At 43.4% G+C, this 17,311-nt stretch carries 17 protein-coding genes; 6 read left to right on the forward strand and 11 right to left on the reverse strand.

Translation table 11 applies throughout. The annotated features are described in order from the left end of the window. Positions 1-7: 7 nt before the first annotated feature. Positions 8-223, reverse strand: coding sequence for a TIGR02450 family Trp-rich protein (locus OJ16_RS14285; protein ID WP_040991931.1), 216 nt, complete (start codon positions 221-223; stop codon positions 8-10). Between the two features lie 172 nt (positions 224-395). Further along, positions 396-1,715, reverse strand: coding sequence for a PTS sugar transporter subunit IIC (locus tag OJ16_RS14290; RefSeq protein WP_040991932.1), 1,320 nt, complete (start codon positions 1,713-1,715; stop codon positions 396-398). 378 nt (positions 1,716-2,093) lie between these two features. Between OJ16_RS14290 and OJ16_RS14295 the strand changes: the two genes are divergently transcribed. From OJ16_RS14295 to OJ16_RS14315, 5 genes are all read left to right on the forward strand, one after another. Further along, positions 2,094-2,399 (forward strand): PTS sugar transporter subunit IIB, encoded by a 306-nt coding sequence (locus tag OJ16_RS14295; protein ID WP_040991933.1) that lies wholly within the window; start codon positions 2,094-2,096, stop codon positions 2,397-2,399. Positions 2,400-2,522: 123 nt separating this feature from the next. Then, a complete protein-coding gene (locus OJ16_RS14300) occupies positions 2,523-3,851 on the forward strand; it encodes a PTS sugar transporter subunit IIC (RefSeq protein ID WP_040991934.1) in 1,329 nt (442 codons plus the stop codon). A gap of 70 nt (positions 3,852-3,921) precedes the next feature. Next, positions 3,922-5,301 (forward strand): glycoside hydrolase family 1 protein, encoded by a 1,380-nt coding sequence (locus OJ16_RS14305; protein ID WP_040991935.1) that lies wholly within the window; start codon positions 3,922-3,924, stop codon positions 5,299-5,301. 125 nt (positions 5,302-5,426) lie between these two features. Beyond that, complete coding sequence (chbA, locus tag OJ16_RS14310) at positions 5,427-5,744, forward strand: PTS N,N'-diacetylchitobiose transporter subunit IIA (RefSeq protein WP_040992705.1); 318 nt, start codon at positions 5,427-5,429, stop codon at positions 5,742-5,744. Between the two features lie 222 nt (positions 5,745-5,966). Continuing rightward, complete coding sequence (locus OJ16_RS14315; RefSeq protein WP_040991936.1) at positions 5,967-6,926, forward strand: LacI family DNA-binding transcriptional regulator; 960 nt, start codon at positions 5,967-5,969, stop codon at positions 6,924-6,926. 636 nt (positions 6,927-7,562) lie between these two features. Here the strand turns inward: OJ16_RS14315 and OJ16_RS14325 are convergent. After that, a complete protein-coding gene (locus tag OJ16_RS14325) occupies positions 7,563-9,467 on the reverse strand; it encodes an IPT/TIG domain-containing protein (protein WP_040991938.1) in 1,905 nt (634 codons plus the stop codon). On the opposite strand from OJ16_RS14325, the gene OJ16_RS14330 reads away from it, so the two are divergent. After that, positions 9,467-10,213, forward strand: coding sequence for a hypothetical protein (locus tag OJ16_RS14330; RefSeq protein WP_040991939.1), 747 nt, complete (start codon positions 9,467-9,469; stop codon positions 10,211-10,213). The genes OJ16_RS14325 and OJ16_RS14330 overlap by 1 nt on opposite strands. Before the next feature lie 99 nt (positions 10,214-10,312). Here OJ16_RS14330 and OJ16_RS14335 read toward each other — a convergent pair whose 3' ends face one another. The 8 genes from OJ16_RS14335 to OJ16_RS14370 are packed head-to-tail and all read right to left on the reverse strand — an operon-like array spanning position 10,313 to position 17,306. Beyond that, complete coding sequence (locus OJ16_RS14335; RefSeq protein WP_040991940.1) at positions 10,313-10,933, reverse strand: OmpA family protein; 621 nt, start codon at positions 10,931-10,933, stop codon at positions 10,313-10,315. Between the two features lie 13 nt (positions 10,934-10,946). Next, positions 10,947-12,320: a TadE/TadG family type IV pilus assembly protein gene (locus OJ16_RS14340; RefSeq protein ID WP_160289868.1), complete on the reverse strand. Its 1,374-nt coding sequence runs from the start codon at positions 12,318-12,320 to the stop codon at positions 10,947-10,949. Between the two features lie 5 nt (positions 12,321-12,325). After that, the gene (gene tadF / locus OJ16_RS14345; RefSeq protein WP_040991941.1) at positions 12,326-12,886 is read right to left on the reverse strand and encodes a tight adherence pilus pseudopilin TadF; all 561 of its coding nucleotides are present in this window, start codon (positions 12,884-12,886) and stop codon (positions 12,326-12,328) included. Beyond that, positions 12,849-13,397, reverse strand: a complete 549-nt coding sequence (locus OJ16_RS14350) for a TadE/TadG family type IV pilus assembly protein (RefSeq protein ID WP_040991942.1) — start codon at positions 13,395-13,397, stop codon at positions 12,849-12,851. The genes tadF and OJ16_RS14350 overlap by 38 nt, the downstream gene beginning before the upstream one ends. A 7-nt stretch (positions 13,398-13,404) precedes the next feature. After that, the gene (locus tag OJ16_RS14355; RefSeq protein ID WP_052810339.1) at positions 13,405-14,229 is read right to left on the reverse strand and encodes a tetratricopeptide repeat protein; all 825 of its coding nucleotides are present in this window, start codon (positions 14,227-14,229) and stop codon (positions 13,405-13,407) included. Next, complete coding sequence (locus OJ16_RS14360) at positions 14,222-15,097, reverse strand: type II secretion system F family protein (RefSeq protein WP_040991943.1); 876 nt, start codon at positions 15,095-15,097, stop codon at positions 14,222-14,224. Before OJ16_RS14360 ends, OJ16_RS14355 begins: the two co-directional genes overlap by 8 nt. Further along, positions 15,094-16,020 (reverse strand): type II secretion system F family protein, encoded by a 927-nt coding sequence (locus OJ16_RS14365; RefSeq protein ID WP_408063508.1) that lies wholly within the window; start codon positions 16,018-16,020, stop codon positions 15,094-15,096. The genes OJ16_RS14360 and OJ16_RS14365 overlap by 4 nt, the downstream gene beginning before the upstream one ends. Further along, on the reverse strand, positions 16,020-17,306 hold the full coding sequence (locus OJ16_RS14370; protein WP_040991945.1) for a CpaF family protein: 1,287 nt from the start codon (positions 17,304-17,306) through the stop codon (positions 16,020-16,022). The genes OJ16_RS14365 and OJ16_RS14370 overlap by 1 nt, the downstream gene beginning before the upstream one ends. Positions 17,307-17,311 lie beyond the last annotated feature (5 nt).

Here is a 17,311-nt window from a genome sequence, read left to right on the forward strand (position 1 = left end):
GGCCATTTTATTTCCAGCCTTGCTGCCATTTGTCACTGTCTTTCAACTCGGTCCAATCGATGCGATATTCTTTTTTATTGAGGACAGCTTCAAGTATGCATAACGCCACCGAGCCATCCTCTTCAAACTCTATTTCTGTAACTAAAAAATGCATTTCTCTGTTCGTTGGTTTGATTGCCGTCCATTTACTATGGTGCAATTTAACGGGATTAATTCGATTCATCGCGCGCCCCTCTTAAGAACGATATATCTTTTAAAATCTTCCTTGAATACGAAGCGAATGACAGTTAAGTTCAGCAAACCGATAAGTTTGCGTAATCAAATCGCAACACCATCAATTACAAAGTGCCCGATAACATCTGCGATCTATCCTCTGACGACAAGCTCACCCATCACTAATTCGCTGCGCGATGAGACAAAGCCTCTGCCCGCTTTGCTTCTTGTTCAATCAATATCTTTTCGTGGGCTCTAAAAAACGGCAGATAGAGAAAATACGCATTCACCATTGCAAATAAAACCATACAAGCATTAATAACACTACCATTCGAGGCCCACGCCGCCCCGATCGGTGCCGGTACAGACCAAGGGATCATGATGACGATTCGCTCTAAAACTTGAGCGGAGGTCAAAAACCATGCGATGGTGGCATTAATAAGCGGTACCATAACAAAAGGAACCAAAAAAAGTGGGTTCATAATGATTGGAAATCCAAAAAGAAGGGGTTCATTAATATTAAACAACGATGGAATTAACCCGACTTTGCCCACTGATTTTAATTGATTAGAACGGCTTTTAATCGCCAAATAAACCAAAGGTAACGTTGACCCAACCCCGCCAATCAAGACAAAAAAATCCCAAAACGCAGGCAGATAGATGTGAGGTAATATTTCCGCACCACTTTCTAGTGCGGCTTGATTTTCCAATAAATTCGACATCCAAAATGGATTCATAATACCAGTCACAATCAATGCGCCATGAATACCCATAAACCACAACAATTGGCACACCAGAATTGAAATTAAGACTGCGAACAAACTATCTGATGCCAGAATCAGCGGACGAAAAAGCGCTTCAATGAATTGTGGGAAGTGCACACCAAACACTGAATCCATCCAAACATTAAACATTGAAAGCGTCGTAATAACGACAAAAATGGGCACCATCAACTTAAAACTTTGAAGGGTTAAGATCGGTACATCATCTGGCATTTTCACATACCAACCTCTCTGAATAAAAAATCGCACCACTTCTATAGAATACATACTGGCAATGATCGCAGAAAATAACCCTGCCCCACCAAGATATCGAATATCGTCAGGCCCTAGATTGTGAAACCCCACCAGCATCAGAAACGCCATGCATCCTGTTAACCCAGACAACCGCTCAGGTAATTGGTAGTGTTTTGCCAAGCTCGCCGATATGCCAAACGAAACAATCAGACCTACCACCCCCAAAGTCAGCTGATAGGTTGGCAATAATATTGGCCTTAACACATTCGCCGCAGTAAACCACCAAACAGAAAGGTTTGAATCGGCATTGGCAAAGGGAGGAAAGATAATCGGAACGAAAATACAGCCCACAAAAATAAATGGCATCGCCAACTGAAACCCATCACGAAGCGCCATAAGATGCTGACTTCGCGTTAGTAATTTTGCGACGGGATTCATTATCTGCTCAACTTGTGAAGCAAATACTCTCATTATGGAATGATTCATTATTGTCTACCGATGCTCGTAATCTTGCAGAGAATACCGCAATTATTAATCGCTTCGGAAACCGGTTTTCCAAAACTGATGCTTCGGACACATTATTAGACCTATAAAGCGAATATCACGTCCTCCTTACTACTGCCAATCACAGCAAGCTGCTCTCCCTATTTCGCCAGCAATTATGTAGTCAATATCGGATGATAAGCGCGAGATTACGAATTTAGATCGTTACCTCTATCACGAAAATTTTATCCATGAAGCACTTCTGAGTGATCAAATTCACAGCACCAAGGAAATTAAATGGAAACCGGTTTCCATTTAATTTCCAGTTGGGCATATTAAAAAGGAACTAATTAAAACATCCATGAATCTGGAGAAATAAAAATGAAAAAAATTATGCTTTGCTGCTCAGCAGGAATGTCGACCTCACTGTTGGTCAAAAAAATGGAAGCCTCTGCTCAAGAGCGTGGCATAGAAGCCAATATCAAAGCATTTGGTGTCAATGAGTTTAATGAGCAGGTGGTTAATTACGAAGTGGTTTTACTCGGCCCTCAAGTCAAGTATATGCAGCAGGATCTACAAAAAATTGCGAATCAATATAGCATCAAAGTCGAACCTATCAACATGATGGATTACGGCATGCAAAAAGGTGACAAGGTGCTGGATTTTGCTCTCGAACTCATCGGTTAAACAACGAACAAAATTCACATAACTCGGAACTCACCGATTGCAGCGCCTTCATAAATTAATAACGAAAAGTAGGTCTGTCGAGTGCCGAGTTTCTTTCTATTTCCTAATACGAGATTCAAATATATGAGCACTTTATACGATAAAATGGTCAATGTTATTGAACAAAAAGTAACGCCAATTGCGGGCAAAATTGGACAACAAAAGTACATAACATCAATACGCGACGGCTTCATTGCAGCCCTACCTTTCATGATTGTTGGTTCATTCATGCTGGTTTTCATTTTCCCCCCATTTTCACCAGATTCTAGTTGGGGCTTTGCTCAAGCTTGGTTAACATTTTCTGACACCTACCGCGATCAACTCATGCTGCCGTTTAACCTCAGCATGGGGATCATGACGATCTTTATCTCTGTCGGGATTGGCTCAAGCTTGGCGAGACATCATGGACTGGATCCTGTAACAACAGGCTTGCTTGCACTTATGGCATTTTTACTGGTGGCAGCTCCCCTGCAAGATGGCACCATGTCGATGCAATACTTCTCAGGCCAAGGTATTTTCACAGCGATTATTACGGCCATTTACGCCACCGAAGTCTATGCATTATTGAAACGCAACAACATCACCATCAAGCTTCCTCCCGAAGTGCCTACCGGTGTTGCGCGTTCTTTTGAAATATTAATTCCAGTATTAGCAATTATTCTTACGCTTCACCCGTTGAATATTCTCATTGAGTCACAAACTGGCATGATCATTCCAGAAGCCATCATGTCACTCGTGCAGCCTTTAGTTTCAGCATCAGACTCATTACCTGCGATTCTTATCGCAGTGCTCATCTGTCAGATTTTATGGTTTGCAGGCATCCACGGTGCGTTAATCGTAACTGGCATCATGAACCCATTTTGGATGGCTAACCTATCAGTCAACCAAGCGGCAATGACTGCGGGTGAAGTCATTCCTCATATCTTTGTTCAAGGCTTCTGGGATCACTACCTACTCATTGGTGGTGTTGGTTCAACGCTCCCTCTTGCTTTCTTATTAATGCGCAGCAAAGCTGTGCACCTGAAAACGATTGGTAAAATGGGCAGCGTCCCTGCCGTTTTCAACATTAACGAGCCGATCTTATTTGGTGCGCCAATCATCATGAACCCTGTGTTCTTTTTACCTTTCATCTTAATTCCAATGATCAATGCAACACTAGCTTGGTTTGCCTTAGATATGGGCTTAGTTGAACGCGTGGTGTCATTAACACCATGGACAACGCCTGCGCCTATCGGTGCTTCATGGGCAGCGAACTGGTCTTTTAGTCCTGTCATCATGTGTTTCATCTGTATGGCGATGTCAGCAATCATGTATCTCCCGTTCTTAAGAGCATACGAGAAAACGCTACTAGACCAAGAAGCTCAAGATAACGACGAACAAAAAGCATCAGCCGCAACGACCGCAACGGCTTAAATCAACCTAACGAATTATATCAATCACACAATTGAGGGTAGCCCGCTGCCCTCTGTTAAAGGTAACGATTATGAACTATCAATTTCCAAAAAATTTCCGCTGGGGCAGCGCCGCGTCTTCTACTCAAACTGAAGGTGCTTCACTTGAAGGTGGTAAAGGTGAAAGCATTTGGGATCATTGGTACAAAGAGCAACCAAACCGTTTTCACAACGGCGTGTCTTCAACCAATGCGTCAACTTTTTACGAAAACTATAAGTCTGACATCCAATTGATGAAAGACATCGGCCACAATAGCTTCCGCACATCGATTTCTTGGGCGCGACTTATCCCTCAAGGCACTGGCGAAGTGAACCAAGAAGCCGTCGATTTTTATAACAATGTTATCGATGAACTTGTCGCACAAAATATCGAGCCATTTATTTGTCTGTACCACTTCGACATGCCGATGGCGATGCAAGAAATTGGTGGATTTGAAAACAGAGAAGTGCTTGATGCCTATGCAAACTTTGCCGAAGTATGTTTCAAATTATTTGGTGACCGCGTGCATAGCTGGTTTACGTTTAACGAGCCAATTGTCCCTGTTGAAGGTGGCTACCTGTATGACTTCCATTACCCGAATGTCGTCGATTTCAAACGTGCAGCAACCGTGGCTTATCACACCGTGCTTGCACACGCGAAAGCCGTTGTAAAATTTCGCGCACTCAACACAAACGGAAACATTGGCATTATTTTAAATCTAACGCCTTCTTACCCTCGCTCTCAAAATCCGGCGGATCTGAAAGCAGCAAACATCTGCGATCTGATGTTCAATCGCAGCTTTTTAGACCCATCGGTTAAAGGTGAGTACCCACAAGAGTTAATTGAATTACTCAAAGAGCATGATCAGCTACCTGTCATTTTAGAAGGTGACTGTGAACTGATTGCACAAGGAAAGATTGACGTTCTTGGCGTCAATTACTACCAGCCACGTCGCGTTAAAGCGCGCGAAAACGCAATTCACCCTGAAGCACCGTTCATGCCTGAGCACTTCTTTGATTACTATGAAATGCCAGGCCGCAAAATGAACCCACACCGCGGTTGGGAAATCTATGAGAAAGGCGTTTACGACATTTTAACCAACTTACGTGAAAATTACGGCAACTTACCTTGCTATATTTCTGAAAATGGCATGGGCGTTGAAGGCGAAGAAAAATTCCTTGTCGATGGTCAGATTCAAGACGACTACCGTATTGAATTTATCCGAGGCCATCTTGAATGGTTACATAAAGGGATCGATGAGGGCTCAGCATGCTTTGGATACCACCTATGGACATTTATCGATAACTGGTCTTGGTCTAACGCATATAAAAACCGCTATGGCTTCTATCAACTCGATCTGAAAACACAAAAGCGCTCAGTGAAGAAGAGTGGCGAATGGTTCGCGGAAGTATCAAAAAACAATGGTTTTTAGTTTAGCGCTAAACCGCCAGCAAACTTATAAGCGTTAAGCATTTATGGGAAAACGCCCCTCAAATTATCGGTAGCGTCATCTCAAAAATACGAGGACGCTATCTTCAAGGAATACATATGGACAATATCGATTTAGAAGAACAAGTAATGGGCATTATCATTAATGCAGGTCAATCGCGCAGCCTATGCTATGAAGCGCTTCGCCACGCCAAAAATGGTGAATTCGTCGAAGCAGAAAGCCTACTAAAAGAAGCACAACAATTTGCGAATCAAGCTCACCTTGTTCAAACGCAACTTATCGAGGCCGATGAAGGTACCGGTAAAACAAAAATGACCTTAATTATGGTACATGCTCAAGACCATTTAATGACTTCCATGCTAGCAAAAGAGCTGGTAACGGAAATGATAGATCTTCATAAAAAAGTGGCAAGCCTCTCTGCTTAACAGGTACGCTCGCTGCCCCGTGCAAATTCGAGCACGATGAACGACAAATCAAGGCCGCCATCAAGACTCTACTGTGCTTAGGCGGCCTATTTATATACAACGCTTGGTAACAATTTATCCTTTGATAACTTGAGGTATTCCATCGAGAAATAGTACACTGATGAAATTATTGGGAACCGTTTTCCCACTTTCGGTATTTTAAGCACAATAAGGTAAGATTCCATGGCAACGATTACAGATGTATCTCTACTAGCAAACGTGTCTAAAGCGACCGTTTCGCGTGTAATGAGTGGTAGTCGAGGGGTAAAGGAAGAAAGCCGTGCTGCCGTGTTGCGTGCTGCTGAGGAGTTAAATTACCGCCCTAACGCCGCCGCTCAAAATCTTGCAAACCAACGTTCAAATTATATCGGTGTCATTCTCTCTTCGACCGACGCAGGCCAAGTTTCTACCTATTTACCTCTGCTTGCAAAATCGCTTAAAGCAAAAGGGAAACACATGTTGGTTCAATTTGCCGAAACCCAACAAGAACAAGAGCGAGTGATTGAAGATCTGAACCAACGTCACTGCGATGCCATCATTGCGTTAGGTGGCAACATTGCTCACATTAACAGTGATAAAATCATCTCCATTGACGGTGATATCGCGTCTAATGAACAATCCATTGGGTATGACTACCGTTTCGCCGCTGAGAGTGCTTGCCGATTTTTATCCAGCAAAGGGCACTCGAGTATTGCTATCGTTGTTGATGATGAAAACGCCGCTTCACAGCAAGTGTTAGATGGCTACAAAATGTGCTTACAAAACTCGGCCATTCCGGTGAACCGACAATTGATAGTGCGCGCTAACGGCAACAGCGAGCAAGCCATAATGGCATTACTCAATAGCTACCACCCGTTTACGGCTATCGTCGTCATGCGTGATAGTCAAGCCGCTGTCGCCATGAACCTATTTCGCCATTTTAACCTTGCTACACCAAATGAAGTGTCTATCGTTTCTCTCGAAGATTCACACCTTGCCAGTCAGCTTAACCCTCCCCTAACCTGTATTAGTTACCCTTCTCAGCAACTTGTCGATATCGCGATGGAACAACTCGATGCGTGTTTAGAAGATAAAATAATGATGAGTCGACCTTTAGTTACCGGAAAGCTCGTCACGCGTGAGTCGGTCGCCAATCGCAGCTAACATACTCGCCCTATCTACAATCACATTTCGACCATACTGACGCAAGAAAGCCTGTAAAATCAATAAGAAAACCAACCCCGAATACGGTTAAACATCGCAATGTATACTGAATTAAGCTTGGGCTACCAATAGAATTTAGGAACATAAACGAAATAAAGGCCCACAAAAGACCCAAAACACAATAGCAACATAATCAACGTTACTAACCACTGTTGTGAGGCACTTAATTTAGGGCGGTTGTATTGGTCCTTTCTATATCGACACAGCGAAAGAGGCACCGTATATCGCCACATCCAAACAATGTAAGTTAGGATTGATAGCACAATGCTATTAGTAACGGGGTCAACACCTCGATTTTCCGCGGTGCGTGGAATGCTGGCAAGTTCTTCATATAGAGTGATCGCTGAAGATCCCCACAGAAAAAACAGAACCCCGGTTAAGAAAACAAAGGTCGGGATGTTTTTCGCAGGCGGCCATCTTAAAGGGAACGACTTACTCCATTTATCGCCATAATGCCAAAATTCGTTATCACTGTTATTCATTGTTATTCATTGTTATTCATTGTTATTCATTGTTATTCATTGTGTCCCTATAGCAAACCAGCATCATTAAGATGCTGGTTGTCTACCCTTCCGGTTATTCTGTTCCAATTCGTTGCTGAATGCTCATCGGTACAACAAACATGCTCCGTGCTGTCGGGTTAACGACTTTAAACGTGTATCGTTTAGGCACAGAACCCGGAACAAGATCGCTGCCATGAGTTGGGGATCCCGAGACTTCGCTCACACCACCGAAGGCAATGCTATACGTACCGATACCATCAGGAGCATCAAGTCCCGTGAGCGTTGCAGAATGTACGCCAGCCGCCAGTGTGATTGGAAACGCGAAACAATACTTCCTATCTGTTGTCACGGTCTGACCAATACGTTGTCCATTCACGTCTAGTGCAAAGTTATCATCTTTTAACCCACCGTTGTCACATACGGTAATCACGATATCCGCCTCAGCAATTTCAACGTCCAGTTCATTGGACCATTTACTATCTTTGCTGTCGAGCCTCTTTGCCTTGATAGCGTAAGTGCCAGGGTCCAAATCCTTTGGTATGCGGAATGAAATTTCAGTACTACTTAAGCCCAATATCGCCACTTGATATTGGCCAAACATCACTGTATTTTTTGATGCATATTTGGAAAAACCAGACCCTTTTACCGTCAATATATCATTTGATGCCGCTTGTGTTTTAGAAACACTAGACAGAACCAAATCGGTTTCGACAGTAATCGCATCTAGCAACTCTTTTGCAGGTAGGTCGAAGGCACTGTGTTTAACCGAGACATCGATTTTATCATCATCCAATTCGAATAAACTCGCATCTGCCATTATCCACATTTCAGTACCATCATGGTTGATGTAGTAAGGCTTATAGGTTTTACTAACTGCTGTTTGCTGGCTAGTTAATGTCACCAATGGATATTTTTTGCCACTCCAAAAGTTTGGCTTAACCGGTTGAAATCCTCGCCCTTGAATGGTTATTCGTTTAGATTCCCCGTCGGGGTTAATCACAGTGGGTTCAACGCTCGTCACGTCGAGTTCCACTTCTAATTCAAAATCGATAACCACGTCGACGGTCGCAAGATCTGTTAAGGTAGTTGAATCTGACCCCGCACTAAGGACGCGTATTTTCGCATCCTGAACCACAGAACCACCGCAAATACCTGTTTTCGCAATATGCCACATCGTTTCTTGCGGGCCCACATAACTGGAGCTCCACATGCCAGAACCATACTGACAAATGGTTTTACCTTCCGTGTTGACTACCTGAAATGCAAGATGAAGGCGCGTATCATTCTCAATGTTAAACTGATTATCGCCATCGATTTTTACCGATATATCATCAATTTCGCTATCTGGTGTGATCACAATGGGTGAAAACCGGCTTTGAAGAGTACGACGTTGTAAGCTACCAAGCCGGTTTTTTATATCAGCCACGGCTTGTTGGTAGAGTGGTGATAAGTAAACGTCTTCGGATAAAAGATAGTCTAAATCGCCGCTAATACCGTTGTAGATAAACTCACCAAATTTCTGCACGCTTTCAAGGGCATAAATATTTTGCAGTTGTTGTTCTGCTCCTGGTGCGCTCCAGTCATAATTAATACCATGCCATAGATAACCGACGGCGGTAGTTGTGGCATTAATTTTAACCGATTGACTGTTTGGCAATGCGACGCCATAGCCTAAGGTATGCAGCTCATCATCGACATATTTCACTAACGAGACGATTTCCGGACTGCTGCTATCAACAGAGATCTGAGTATCGTTAACCACGTAAGCGACTTCATTGTTCAGTGACGTTGCAATAAATAGGCGTGTTTCATCTATGTTATCAGGTAGCTGAACGGATACACTTTGAGTCACGCTATCGCTATAGCTGATGAAGAACGCTTGAGTTTTACCATAGGCATGATCTAAGTAGATATCCCCAGAAACAAAATCGGCAGGTAGGCTCAGGCTATAGGCGTTGGCTGAATGGTTGGCACCCATTGATTACAGCCTTGGCCAACTACCATATTCGTAAAGGCGACTTGCCTTATATGGATGATGAAATAAACGGGTTTTATAAGCCGGAACATGCCCCGTATCAATACGTTGAAGCAGATCCGAGAAAACGCAAACATCGTGCGGATTCTCATATGTATATGCTAGATGACTACTTTATGACGTACTCTGCTATGCCTCGCGGCTGGACGAATAACGGAGAGGACATTAGCAGCCAATTACTCACGAGTTTAAATAATCAAGAACGAATGCTCATGGCAACCTATCCTATGAGTGATGAAAAACCAAATTTATGCCGATTCACTTATAATGATGGTGAGCAATATTTCGGTTATGTCGAACAAAGTAACGAGCAAAGCTACTGTAAAACTGGCAATGATATAAGTTATCGCCAAGCGGATGGTACCCATGTTGAACTCATGTCAAAAAACAACGAGTTTGAATGGTTATCACTGTATAACCCAGAAAAAGAAGGCGAGCCCGTTTTACATCAAAATGGACAACCTTTGTGCCAAATAAACGTAAAAGATTTCTATGGCACCGGTTTTGTTAATGCGAACAATCAATGTACTCAGCTACCGAATGTATATTGGTCTAACGGTAATCGCTGGACATTCAGCTCGCAGTGGACGCCGCTCACTTATAGTAGCAGTAACTGGACACCACCAGCCGGAAATTACAGCGCTATCCCCTCAGAGCAAGAGGGAGACGTGATCGAAAATTGTAATTAGAATCAATAACGTCCATCGACGTTCATCACAATTGATAACGTTATTCACAATCAAAAAGTCCGCTAATCCCAGCGGACTTTTCTTTTCGATGTTGCACAACTATAGAGCGGTAATCTCTACCCGGCGATTCTTCTCTCGGCCTTTCGAGTCCTGATTCGAGGCGACGGGTTTATTTTCACCAAAACTGGTTGTCTTAATTTTTCGCTCATCAATATCATTTTCAACAAGGTATTCTTGAACCGATTCCGCTCGCTTTAATCCCAACGAAAAATTATATCCCTTCGAACCAATCGAGTCGGTGTGCCCTTGTAGCTCGATGTTCTGAGGTGAACTTTGAATTTTAGTGAGTAAAGAGTCCAACACCGCGATGGATGCAGATGTTAATTCGTCGCTGTCAAAATTGAAGTAGACTCGGCCATTGAGTTCATTTAACGATCCCTGAGACACCAAATATTCTGCGCACTCTTTGGGGATTCCGAGTTTATTCACTTCCGCTGCAATCACCTGTTCTGAAGGAAGAAAACCATACGATTCCACTCGTAACATATTACCTTGCAACAGAGAAACGCGCGTCGCAGGTTCGATGGTGACTTCCTGCTTGACCCCGATATGGGGCTTACCGCAGATAGTAACCAAGGTTTCATTTTCAACGTTTGCGTATGTAACAGCTGATGACAGGCACAATCCAATGCCTGCTAGTTTTATTAAACGAGTCACCATGACTATCCTTAACCTATTTCAAGTGTCCGATTTCTTCCGCTATCAGGGAAAGTATCTTATTGAGAATTTCGTTTTTATTTTGCGCATACAAAATATTATCGCGACCTACGCAACTATCTAGCGCCTCGTTCGTTTGGCCTTGCCTATAATCGAAGCCAATCAAGTATAAGGTCGCATCCGTCTCATTTTCGGAGAGTTCCGTTTTGATCTGCTCACATAACTTGGCGTTTTTGACCAGCTTTTCGCCAATGGTTGCATAACTGTCTTTACCATTTCGACTCATCGGCCCTTTCTCGCCAATAGGTGTGTGGCTAGGGGTATCGACGCCATCGGATAAAATCACTAACAATTTCTTTTTATTCGTGCCTTCTTTGAGTATTTTGTACGCCTCAATTAATCCTAAATAAGAAGCCGTCCCCCCTTTTGGGCTAAATCTATTGATGCGTGCCGTAAAACTCTCTTCCTCCGACCCTGCCGTAAACATATTCTTGGTGAGTGGAATACTGTAAAAGTTAGCGCCTCTTGAACTAGTTTGATCAACCGCACATGTATTATCCGCGGCATAAGCATTATTTTTCATCTCGTTGATGGTTTTTGAATATCTGACACCGCTTTTATTGTTAAAAGATAAATGCTCTACATTACCGATGCCATTTATAATCGTATTGTTCTTATCGCATCTCTCATCGCCCGTTTTTCGTCGCGCATAATGATTATAAGGGGCAACACCTATCATATTTGTTTTATTGGGTATTTTAAGATCATTAAATTTATCCAACTCATTTGCGACGCTGTTAATAATATCCAATAGATCTTGATATTTACGTTTTTGACCACCGTACCAACCATCATACATCGAGCCCGAAAAATCCGCGGCCAGTACCACATCAATCGAGTGACTTTGATATTTTCTCGCGATACTTGTTCCACTCACTTCTAATTGTTCACCAAAACCCACAATCGCATCATTACCCGGAAACCAAGTGTCGTATTTTAGCGATGCTTGAATATCGTATTGAAAAAATCGATGTCCTTCGGGTGTGCAGTCGGCGATCTGCTCACAACTTTTCCTCGTTATTTTTAACCGAGAGAAATCAGAAGGTGAATTGATATTCTCATTAGGAAAATAAGCAGAAATAAAATCGGTCGCAATGGTTTGATTTACAGCGCTGCCAGCATCATTGCCAGCATCAGACTCGTTTGGATCCGCATGAGCAGAAATGGCGAGCGCAGCAGCCTCTGTTGCATCTTGCATGCGAGCCTTCTGTTGAAGGGCTCTCGCCCCGTCACTTCCCAGCATAAAGACACCAAACAAGACAGGGACGATCATCACAAATAAAATGGAAGCGTGACCTCGTTGATTACGCGACCTTGTCATACTCACCATCGTGCTCATCTCCCAATGATTACCGCGTCAGATTGAACTCGTGTGAACTCCGTTCCGAGCAAATCACCAATCCAGTTATCCGTCTCATAACATAGCGTTACTCGATACAAGGTAGCGCGACGTCCCCATGTGGTGATTTTCGACAAATGCGTCATCTCACCTAATGATTGCCGGGTTTGACAGCGTATTGCAGACACGACGTTATTCCCGGTGGGAAATACGCGATACGTGGGTTGCTGAACGGCATCAAACGTTACTGCTTCAACCACGTAACCAAATTGTTGGGCATCAAAACTCCCCAGAGTCCGCTTTAATGAGGATCTTGCAATATTAATGATCGTGTTAACATTCTCATCCTTTAGCTCATAGTTTTCATTATAGAGTTGCGTTCTTTCTTTGATGATATCCACCAGAGAATAAGATAAGCGATCAAGTTTTCCTTTATGCGCTAATTTAATAATGACGTCGCCACTGAATACAAAGAGTAAACTTAGAACAACACCAATAATGGCAAATTCCACGGTAAAATTACCATGCTGTTTGATAGTTGAATTTGTCACGTTCATATTCCTGTATGACGATAACTTCACGAGAAAATAATTGATTGTCATTAATAAAATAATTGAATATGGGCGTGTAGTTGTAATTAATGCGATAAACGGCGATTGCGCTGTCTTTCGCAGTACCACACTCGCTTTCTGTCATGCCTTCATCAATAGGACAATAATCATCGCTCAACTGCTCCAAGTCGGTCGGCGTTTTTAAATACTGGATCGAAAACATGAATTTCGCAGGATCGATAAACTGCGCCCACAGCGAATCATTCTGATTGAGTGCACGACGAAATTGTTCAGAATAACTGCTGGCGCAATGACTCCCTGAGCAAGAATCGTCAACGCTGTTATCCAAGCGAGTGACACGCGTTGCTTCACCAACAGCATAATCCGATACCGCCGAGATGTATGACATATAACTCGCCTCTACCCATGCCATACACAACCACCAAAACAGCATAAAGCCCATAACAAATTCAATGGTCGCCACGCCACATTGTGGCTTACGCTTCATTATCTTCATCGGCTATTTATCCTCCCAACTTGGCTACTTTCTCAGAAGGCTGAGGGATATCGTCGCTGTGAATCTGTGCTTCCTCTGAATGCTTAAGAGGTAAAATAGCGCTCTCTCTTAAGGCTTGATAAATCTGTTCTGATTGTGCATCAGTCAAACTCGGTTCAAGCTGATCAAATACAAACTCGCGCTGACCATTCTTCGCCATGATGAGCATTAAATTCGCTCGTAGTTGAGCATCAACCTGCTCCTCGGGCAATATGACTGCTAAGCGCTGCAATGCCGAACGATGGTCACCTTCCAACATGTCTAACAAAGCAAGGTTATTCTTAACTTTCACGTCATCGTAAAATTGACGTCTCGCCGATTCAAACATGGCTCTTGCTTTGTCTAGCTGGCCTTGTTCTGCGTATATGATTCCGAGTAAATTCGCGACTTCCCCGCTCTTTCGCTCTTTCTTTACGGTCTCTAACAGCAATGCCTCTGCTTGCGGGTAATTTCCCATATCCATATGGGCCTTACTCGCCACAATGTCACTTTCAACAGTCGTGTCATGCTTATTCAGCAAGGGTTGAATGGTAAACAATGCCGATTCTGGATCGAAATTCGCTAAATAGGTGAGCGCGAGCTTTTGACGAAACACCGTGGATTCATTCACTTTGAGCTGATCTTTATAAAACTCAATCAGCCCCGTAGGATTATTTGCCGCTTGGAGTACTTTTTCTTGGGTTTCGGCATTTAATTCTGTGATCGTTGTTTTCGGCATTGATTGAGATGGCACGCATCCTTGCATCAATGCTAATAAGATAAAATAACTTAAATACTTCAATTGATTAGCCACCTGACATCATCCTCATTACACCTGGCGCCGCGATCAAAATGACGATCGGCACCATAATAAATAAAATAAGTGGTATAGACATTTTCGCCGCAAGCTGGCCAATTTTTTCCTCTATATTCAGCATCGTCACTTTACGAATATCCGCAGATAACGTGGTCAATGTGGAATAGATAGAAGAACCATATTGCAAACTTTGCTTTAGCGTCATGACAAAACTGCGCATTTCCGACGTGGGAATATGTACATATAACTCATCTAATGCTTTATCTAATCCGACAATATGAGCGCGTTCATTGGTTCTTTCTAATAAACGAGCCAATTTGGCATCAAAGCCTTTCATTTCTTTGGCCAAATACCCCATTGATGATTCAATCGTCATCCCTGTTTGAACACACACAGCAAGTAAATCAATCAGATAAGGTAGCTGTCTTGTCATGTCTGAGCGGTATTTCTTCACACGCGCATCCATCACGGCATCAGGCACAATCAAAATGACGATGATCCAAAAGGCGATAACCGCAATCCTTATCGTCAGCTCCAACGTCGCATGTGTCGCCATCGCAATGACGACACCGCCTATGAAAAGCACAGCAAACTTGAGCGGCAAATACAGATAAGCGTATTTAAACGAATAAACACCCGCATCATTCAACTTCTGCGTGACTTCAGCTTGGTTCTTTGTCAATGAATTGGGTATAACCGTATCCAACCAATCAAGCAGTTTTTCCGGATGATTCTGATCTTTCCCTTTTTTTATTAGGTACTTATTTAAGTATTTGGTTTTTTTTTCTCGTCGTAGTGACACGAAGAGTAAAACGAAGCCAAATAAAACAAGGCACATTGCCGCAGCTGAAGAATCAAAACTCATGCTTCAACCCCTTTCATTAGTCTCCATACGATTAACATCCCAATACATTCACTGATAATGACGTAATACAGAATGTACCGTCCGCTAGGATTGAACATGACATATTCATAGTTTTCAGGACTTAGGTACTGCAATATAAAAAGGAAAATAAACGGTATTACACCGACTATTTTTGCAGAGGCTCGAGCTTCTGACGTAAGCGCGTACTTTTTCTTATCGACAGTTCGAGCATCAAACATCAATCGATTAAGGCGTGTCATTACCTCTTTGAGTTGCCCGCCTCGCTGCATATTGGCGCGCATCGTAATAATGAAGAAATAGAATGCTGGAAATGGAAAGCGTTTGCAGGCTTTGCGAAACACGGCATCCGGTGATTCGCCCATTTGCAAGCGTTCACCCATCAGCTTAAATTCTTTCCCGACCTCACCATTGAGCGTTTTCCCTACATAAACGATAGCGTGAGTTAAACTCTCACCGGAACTTACGGCGCTAGTCAGCATATTCAACGCATCAGGAAATTCACTATCAAACGCTTTGCGCTCGCGCTTTTGCAACCACACATAGCCAAGATACAAACCAAAGATCTCAACGATAACAATCACAATCCATAACGCTGTTCGCACAAAGTTATTGTTGAGATACATCGCGAGCAAACCCAAGAGAGCGACAAATACGACCAGTTTTACAATGGCTCCAGCTCCAATTTGACGACGGACATTGTTTACGACTCGTTGCATTTTTTGTCGAAAAGTCTCATCCGACAATGCATTCAAGTTTATGGCCTTGCCTTCTTGCAACACATCCAAACTCGACTTTGAGGCTGTATGGGCCCCTAAGTATTGCTTGATTGTTTTTTTATAGTTGGGTTTCGCAACATACAGCAGCAACAAGCCACCGAAGATCAAGCTAAGCCATGCCATAATCACGTTCCCGACTGTCCAAATATTGAATTCAAATTCGCTTCCAGCCCAAAGAAACGCGCTTTTTCCACTAGAACAGAGCGCTTTATCAAGCCTGTCGTGGTAAAGTTGCCTTGAATTTTACTCGCGCCTTCTTGCACGGTAGCGGGCTCGAAACGGAAGATCTCCTCCATCACGACGTTGTCCCCCTCTAAACCGACAACTTCAGAAATACTCATGACTTTTCGTGAACCATCATGCAAACGGCTTATCTGAATAACCAGATCAACGGCGCTCACTATCGTGCGGCGTATCGCTTCCAAAGGTAAGTTGTTGTTTGCCATCATCACCATCGCTTCTACACGAGCCAGCGCATCACGCGGTGTATTCGCATGTAAGGTGGACATGGATCCATCATGCCCGGTGTTCATCGCTTGCAGCATTTCAAATGCTTCTCCCCCGCGACACTCACCAACAATAATGCGATCAGGTCGCATACGAAGAGAATTGATCACTAAGTCACGCTGATGAATCGCGCCAGTCCCTTCAATCCCAGAGGTGCGCGTTTCCAATCGAACAACATGTGGCTGGAACAATTTGAGCTCCGCGGCATCTTCAATGGTGACAACGCGCTCTTTCTCCGAAATAAATTGAGACAACGCGTTAAGCATGGTGGTTTTACCCGACCCCGTGCCGCCGGAAATGAGAATGTTCAGACGACAGCGTGCCACGATCATAAGAACCTTCGCCATCTCAGGACTCATTGCACCAAAGCCGACCAGCTGCTCAAGGTCGATCGTCTGTTTTTTAAACTTACGGATCGAAATTGAAGTACCGTCCAGCGCGATTGGTGGAATAACGATGTTGACTCGGCTTCCGTCTTGTAAGCGTGCATCACACGTTGGAGAAGAGTCATCGACCCGACGACCCACTCGAGCCGCGATTCGCTTTGCGATTTGCAGTAACTGGTCTTCATCGATGAAGGTGACAGGTGACTTCTCAACCAAGCCGTTTCGCTCAATGAAAACGTTATTGTGACCATTAATCATAACGTCGGAGATAGTGTCATCGTCCATCAAAGACTGCAGAGGGCCAAGGCCAAGTAACTCATCAATCAGACTTTTTACATATTCACGTCTTACAACCGCTGCAACCGAATAATCTTGACGCTCAATCAAGACGTCAATCGCAGTGGTGATTTGATCGGTCAGTTGTTCTCTCGTTAATGTACCGACAACATCGGCTTCCAGCGCGTCATAAATCTGCTGGCGCAAGGAGATAAAAAGATTTCGAGACTGATGCTGAACCATAATTT

The sequence above is a fragment of the Vibrio renipiscarius genome (genome assembly GCF_000827885.1).
Classification (GTDB): Bacteria; Pseudomonadota; Gammaproteobacteria; order Enterobacterales; family Vibrionaceae; genus Vibrio; species Vibrio renipiscarius.

Excerpts from the sequence above, each read along its gene's own strand:
- OJ16_RS14360 (WP_040991943.1), bottom strand. The coding sequence starts at position 15,097 with ATGAGTTTTGATTCTTCAGCTGCGGCAATGTGCCTTGTTTTATTTGGC.
- OJ16_RS14285 (WP_040991931.1), bottom strand. The coding sequence starts at position 223 with ATGAATCGAATTAATCCCGTTAAATTGCACCATAGTAAATGGACGGCA.
- tadF (WP_040991941.1), bottom strand. The coding sequence starts at position 12,886 with ATGAACGTGACAAATTCAACTATCAAACAGCATGGTAATTTTACCGTG.
- OJ16_RS14340 (WP_160289868.1), bottom strand. The coding sequence starts at position 12,320 with ATGGTGAGTATGACAAGGTCGCGTAATCAACGAGGTCACGCTTCCATT.
- OJ16_RS14335 (WP_040991940.1), bottom strand. The coding sequence starts at position 10,933 with ATGGTGACTCGTTTAATAAAACTAGCAGGCATTGGATTGTGCCTGTCA.
- OJ16_RS14305 (WP_040991935.1), top strand. The coding sequence starts at position 3,922 with ATGAACTATCAATTTCCAAAAAATTTCCGCTGGGGCAGCGCCGCGTCT.
- OJ16_RS14325 (WP_040991938.1), bottom strand. The coding sequence starts at position 9,467 with ATGGGTGCCAACCATTCAGCCAACGCCTATAGCCTGAGCCTACCTGCC.
- OJ16_RS14315 (WP_040991936.1), top strand. The coding sequence starts at position 5,967 with ATGGCAACGATTACAGATGTATCTCTACTAGCAAACGTGTCTAAAGCG.
- OJ16_RS14290 (WP_040991932.1), bottom strand. The coding sequence starts at position 1,715 with ATGAATCATTCCATAATGAGAGTATTTGCTTCACAAGTTGAGCAGATA.
- OJ16_RS14295 (WP_040991933.1), top strand. The coding sequence starts at position 2,094 with ATGAAAAAAATTATGCTTTGCTGCTCAGCAGGAATGTCGACCTCACTG.
- OJ16_RS14350 (WP_040991942.1), bottom strand. The coding sequence starts at position 13,397 with ATGAAGATAATGAAGCGTAAGCCACAATGTGGCGTGGCGACCATTGAA.
- OJ16_RS14300 (WP_040991934.1), top strand. The coding sequence starts at position 2,523 with ATGAGCACTTTATACGATAAAATGGTCAATGTTATTGAACAAAAAGTA.
- OJ16_RS14370 (WP_040991945.1), bottom strand. The coding sequence starts at position 17,306 with ATGGTTCAGCATCAGTCTCGAAATCTTTTTATCTCCTTGCGCCAGCAG.